The following is a 5,414-nucleotide window of genomic DNA, read 5'->3' as shown; positions in this document are numbered from 1 at the left end:
AGGGGGAGCTCCCGGCGCAGCCGGGTGAGGGGGTCAGCGGCGCTGCCCGGCCTGGTCTTCGATCCCGTAGACCCTCGCCGCCGTCCCCCGGAACATCAGGTCCTTCTCGGCCTCCGAATAGGGGGCGGCGATGCGCTTCAGGCCGTTCCAGAGGGTTCGGTAGGACAGGCTGGCCCGGTCCACCGGGAAGTTGCTCTCGAACATGCAGCGGTCCGGGCCGAACAGGTCGATGGCGGCCCGGTACCAGTCGCCCTGGGCGGCGGCGAAGGCGGCGGAGTCCGGGGCGCCGGTCTTGTGCCAGTCCCAGCCGTTGATGGGCATGGCCATGCCGCCCAGCTTGACGCTCACCCCCGGGCAGGTCGCCAGCTCGGCCATGTCACGCCGCCACTGGGGGAAGTATTCGTCCCGCTTGCCGGCGTAGGGGCCGATGCCCAGGGGGCCGGCCAGGTGGTCCAGGATGATGCTCGCCTCGGGAAAGGCCCGGGCCAGGTCGGTGAGTTCGCGGATCTGCGGGTGGAAGAGCCAGGCGTCGAAGGTCAGGCCCCTTGCCGCCAGCTTCGCGAAGCCCCGCCGAAAGGTGGGGTTCAGATAGAGGTGCGGCGGCGGGTGATGGTGCGAGGGGCGGATGGCGTCCGAGGCGTCCCAGGCGGCAGCGTGGCGGATCCCGCGGAACAGGCCCTCGCCGGCTGCGGCATGGGCGTCGAGCAGGGCCTCGACGTCATCCGGCGCCAGCAGGTCTGCGGAGCCGACGATGGCGGCGATGCGGGCGCCCTTCCCGTCCTGCGAGGCCTGGGCGATCTGCGCCACATAGGCGCTCTCCCCCGACCACCGCAGGGCCTCTGGCCCGTCGGTGAGATAGCCGGTCATGCATTCGACGAAGACGGTAGCCTCGACCCTGTGGCCGTCCCCCGTATCCGCCCGCAGTTCGTCCAGCAGGTAGGCGGGCCCGGCCCCCGCCGGCCAGAGGTGATGGTGCGGGTCGAGGATCCGGCGGTCTGGGTCGAGGATGGGTTCCGGCGGGGCTTGCGCCTCAGATGGCTTGTCCATGAGGTGGGCCTCCCCTAATCGATTGGGGACGGCGGCTTGCCAGCCGTCCGCCCTGTTGGGAGAGTGGACCCGGCGGGCCAGATGCTCAAGGTTTGGCGCTCAAGGCCCGACCACGACGGGAGGAGACCCATGGACCTGTCCTATAGCCCTGAGTACGAGGCCTTTCGCGCCGAAGTGCGCGGCTTTCTTGAGGCCAACCGGAGCCAGGCCCCGGGCCACGGCGGCAACGGCCTGACCTGGCAGAAGCTGCTGATCGGGAACGGTTACGCCGCCCGGACCATCCCCCAGGAATACGGTGGTTTCGGCGGCGAGCCCGACATCCTGAAGTCGCGGATCATCGCCGAGGAATTCGCCCGCGCCCAGCTGTCGCCGGGCCTGGGCGGCCAGGGCATCTCCATGCTGGTCCCGACCCTGCTGGAAGTGGGCTCGGAGGACCAGAAGCGCCAGTTCATCGGCCCGACCCTGCGCGGCGAGATGCTGTGGTGCCAGGGCTATTCCGAGCCCAACGCCGGCTCTGACCTCGCCGCCCTGGCCACCAAGGGCGTGCTGGAGGGCGATCACTGGGTGATCAACGGCCAGAAGATCTGGACCTCCACGGCCCACCTGGCACACTGGATCTTCTGCCTGGTCCGCACAGAGCCCGATGCCCCCAAGCACGAGGGCATCAGCTTCCTCCTGTTCGACATGAAGACCCCCGGCATCGAGATCCGCCCCCTGGTGGACATGACCGGGGCGGCCAACTTCAACGAGGTCTTCTTCACAGATGTGCGGGTCCCGGCCCACCAGATCGTCGGCCGGCGGGGCGAGGGCTGGAAGGTGGCCAACGCCATCCTGCGGCATGAGCGGGGCTCCCTGGCCGACCCCAACGTCATGCAGAGCCGGCTCAACGCCCTGATCGACCTGATGAAGGCCGAGACCCTCGACGGAAGCCGGGTGATCGACAACCCCGTCTACCGGGACCGGCTGATGACGATCCAGGGCCGGGTCCAGGCCCTGCGCTGCAACGACCTGCGCCTGCTTTCGGCGGCGGTGAACCGCCAGAGCGCGCCCCTGGCGGGCATGGTGGTCAAGCTGCAGGGCACCGAGCTTCGCCACGAGCTGGAGGGCTTTGCTATCGATGTCCTGGGCGAGCTGGGCCTGCTCTACGGCGACACGCCCCGCCTGCGCGGCGGCGGCTCCTGGCAGAGGGACTACATGTACTTCCTCGGCCTGATCATCGGCGGGGGCACCTCGCAGATCCAGAAGAACATCATCGCCGAACGGGGGCTGGACATGCCCCGCGAGCCCAAGCCGGCCAAGGCCTGAGGAGACACGCATCATGGAATTCGGACTCTCTGAAGAACAGGTGATGTTGCAGGACTCCCTGGCCCGTTTTCTCGCCGGGACCGGCGGGCTGGAGCGCACCCGGGCCTTTGCGGCGGGCAAGGACCGCCGGGCCCTGGACGTGCTGCAGGGCCTGGCCGAGCTGGGCGTCACGGGCCTGATCATCCCTGAGGCCCACGGCGGGGTGGGGCTGTCCCTGCTCGACGCCGCCCTGGCCGCCGAGCAGCTGGGCCGCTTCGTTGCCCCTTCCCCCTTCGCCGCCACGGCCGTCATGGCCCCCCTGGCCCTGATGAGGGCCGGGGATGCGGGCCAGCAGGCGACCTGGTTGCCCAGGCTCGCCTCTGGCGCGACGGTGGCTGGGGTCGCCCTGTCCGAGATCACCGGTGCCCGGGACGGGGCCGGGGTCGAGGCGCGGGACGGGCGGCTATACGGCCGGGCCCAGTTCGTCGTCGATTACGAGGCTGACCTCTACATCGTGGCCGACCGCGCGCGCGGCCTGCACCTGGTGGCCGCCGACGCCCCAGGCCTGACCCGCACGGACTTCCGAACCATCGACGCCACCCGGCCGACCGGAGAGCTGGTCCTCGATGGCGTCGCCGCCGAGCCCCTGAGGGGCGCAGACAGCCCCGCCGCGGTCCGCGCCATGATCGACGCCGGACGGGTCATGCTGGCCGCCGACACCCTGGGCGCGGCCCAGGAGATGCTCGACCAGGCGGTGGCCTACGCCAAGGGCCGGGTCCAGTTCGGCAGGCCCATCGCCAGCTTCCAGGCGGTCAAGCACATGTGCGCCGAAATGGCCGCCTCGCTGGAGCCCTGCCGCGCCCTGGTCTGGTACGCCGGCCACGCCCTCGACCACCTGCCGGAGGAGGCCTCTGTCATGGCCTGCCACGCCAAGGCGCACCTGTCAGAGGTGGGGACCTTCGTCGCCCGCACGGCCACGGAGGTGCACGGGGGCATGGGTTTCACCGACCTCGTCGGCCTGCACTACTGGTTCAAGCGCATCGGCTTCAACCGCCAGGTCCTGGGCGGCCCCCAGGCCGTCCGCACCGAGGCGGCGGCCCTGCAGGGACTGGTGGCCTGAGGCCAGGGCCGGATCAGTCCTGGAGGGTGGCGTCCAGCTCCCGTGACTTGCGCTCAGCCAGCAGGCGAAGGTTGGCCTCGTGCCCGTCCCGGGTGATCGAGTAGGTCGACATGACGCCGAGCATGATCATCCAGAGGGTGACGATGGTCGGGGCGTAGAGCATGCCCATCTTCAGGACCGTGGCTTCCGGAACGGAGGCCGGGTCCGCCCCCTTGGCCAGCCCGGCGGTGGCCAGGATCAGGCCGGCGATGATGATTCCGGCCCCGTTGACCACCTTGCCGATGAAGGCCGAGGCGGCGAAAAAGACGCCCTCTGACCGGCGGCCGGTGCGCACCTCCGCCTGCTCGACCAGGTCGGCCATCATGGCGCCTGACAGGACCTGGTAGCAGATTATCAGGCCCACATCGAAGACTGTGGTCCAGAAGACCAGCCAGAAATTGAAGTCAGATCCCACCGCCGGTAGGACGCCCGACAGGCGCAGGGCGATGGGCAGGGGCGAGCCCAGGAAGGCGATCAGGCCGATGATGATGGCACCCTTCTTCTTGCCGATGGTCTTGCTGATGATGGGTGCCAGGACGGCACCGATGACCGCCGACAGGAAGACCCCAGAGGTAATGAGGCTGGCCTGCTGGGAGGTGAACTTCCAGAAGTAGGTGTAGAGCAGGAAGGCCATGGAGGCCGACAGGCCCGAGGCGATGGAGCCGAAGACCGAGGCTGTGAAGAGGGCGATGAAGGACCGGTTCGACAGGGTCTCGAAGATCTCCCGGAAAATGCCGATGACGCCGATCTTCCGCTTGGGCGGTGGCGCCTTCAGGTGGGGGATCCGCGAATGCGTCCCGGCGCTGGTTGCCAGGATGGCGATAAAGATGAGTCCGGCGGCGATGGCGCCGTAGACGCCATAGGCCTTGGGGTTGAACTGGCCGTTAGGGATGGCCTTGGTGACGAAGAGGGGGAAGAGCACCCCAAACATGAAGACCGACATGGCGTTGCCGCCGGTCCAACCGAAATAGGACCGGAAGGCTTGCAGGCTGCTGCGGCCGTCATAGTCGCTGGTCAGCTCCGGGGCGAGGGAGTTGGCCGGGATCTCGTAGAGTGAGAAGCACACCCGGATCGCAATCAGGGTTCCCAGCAGATAGACGAAGAGATGGGCCTCGCTCCAGCCGACGGGGGGATTCCAGATCAGGAAGTAGGCGATCGCGACCGGCGCCGCGGCGGCGTACATGAAGGGATGCCGCCGGCCCCATCGGGAATGCAGGTTATCCGACCAGTAGCCAATGACAGGGTCGATGAAGGCATCGATGACCAGGGCCAGTGTCAGGGCGAGGCTGACAAGGCGTGAGTCTACCCCGATGACCTGGCTGTAGAAAAGCAGAAGGAAATAGGCCAGGCCATTGTCCTTGACCCCGTTGGCGACGGCACCGACGCCGTAGGCGAGGCGGGTGAACAAGGACGGCTGGTCAGGGCCTGCGCGCAAGACGGTCGCCTCGGCCGGGGCCGCTTCAGTGGACATGTTTCCTCCCCCATCCGCCGGCGTCGGGTCCGTTCCGCGAGGATCCGCGGCCGGTCCCTGCTGAGGCGGACGGCAGACTCAAACCCAGCCCTGCGCGCCCGTCAAGACAATGCCTTAAATGCTCCGGGGCCCCGACCGGTTGTTGAAATCAGATGGCGGCGGCCAGCCGGCTGGCCTGGTTGATGGCCCGCTTAGCGTCCAGCTCCGCCGCCACGTCCGAGCCCCCCACCAAGGTAGAGGCTACGCCCAGGGCGGCCAGCTCGTCGTGCAGGGCGCGAAGGGGGTCCTGGCCGGCGCAGACGATGATGGTGTCGGCCTCGATGACCCGCGGCTCATCGCCGATCAGGACGTGCAGGCCCGCATCGTCGATCTTCTCGTAGGTCACGCCGCCGATCATCTGGACGCCGCGCTTCTGCAGGGTCGCCTTGTGGGTCCAGCCCGTGGTCTTGCCCA

4 protein-coding genes and 1 pseudogene are annotated in these 5,414 nt (G+C 68.7%); 2 read left to right on the top strand and 3 right to left on the bottom strand.

Features of this window, described 5'->3' with window-relative positions; all coding sequences use genetic code 11:
* Positions 1 to 33: 33 nt before the first annotated feature.
* The gene (locus WCJ52_RS11280) at positions 34 to 1,047 is read right to left on the bottom strand and encodes an amidohydrolase family protein (RefSeq protein ID WP_336903406.1); all 1,014 of its coding nucleotides are present in this window, start codon (positions 1,045 to 1,047) and stop codon (positions 34 to 36) included.
* Positions 1,048 to 1,176: 129 nt separating this feature from the next.
* On the opposite strand from WCJ52_RS11280, the gene WCJ52_RS11275 reads away from it, so the two are divergent.
* Positions 1,177 to 2,352 carry an acyl-CoA dehydrogenase family protein gene (locus WCJ52_RS11275; protein WP_336903405.1) on the top strand — a complete coding sequence of 392 codons (1,176 nt, stop codon included), beginning with the start codon at positions 1,177 to 1,179 and terminating at the stop codon, positions 2,350 to 2,352.
* Between the two features lie 13 nt (positions 2,353 to 2,365).
* A complete protein-coding gene (locus WCJ52_RS11270; RefSeq protein WP_336903404.1) occupies positions 2,366 to 3,451 on the top strand; it encodes an acyl-CoA dehydrogenase family protein in 1,086 nt (361 codons plus the stop codon).
* A gap of 13 nt (positions 3,452 to 3,464) precedes the next feature.
* Here the strand turns inward: WCJ52_RS11270 and WCJ52_RS11265 are convergent, their stop codons facing one another.
* Together WCJ52_RS11265 and fadH are read right to left on the bottom strand one after the other, a co-directional pair.
* Positions 3,465 to 4,961, bottom strand: coding sequence for an MFS transporter (locus tag WCJ52_RS11265; protein ID WP_336903403.1), 1,497 nt, complete (start codon positions 4,959 to 4,961; stop codon positions 3,465 to 3,467).
* A 148-nt stretch (positions 4,962 to 5,109) separates the two neighbouring features.
* Positions 5,110 to 5,414, bottom strand: a pseudogene (gene fadH / locus WCJ52_RS11260) (NADPH-dependent 2,4-dienoyl-CoA reductase); the annotation flags it as partial.

The organism is Phenylobacterium sp., assembly GCF_037138395.1.
Lineage (GTDB): Bacteria > Pseudomonadota > Alphaproteobacteria > Caulobacterales > Caulobacteraceae > Phenylobacterium.
This window is presented reverse-complemented; position numbering and strand designations above follow the sequence as displayed.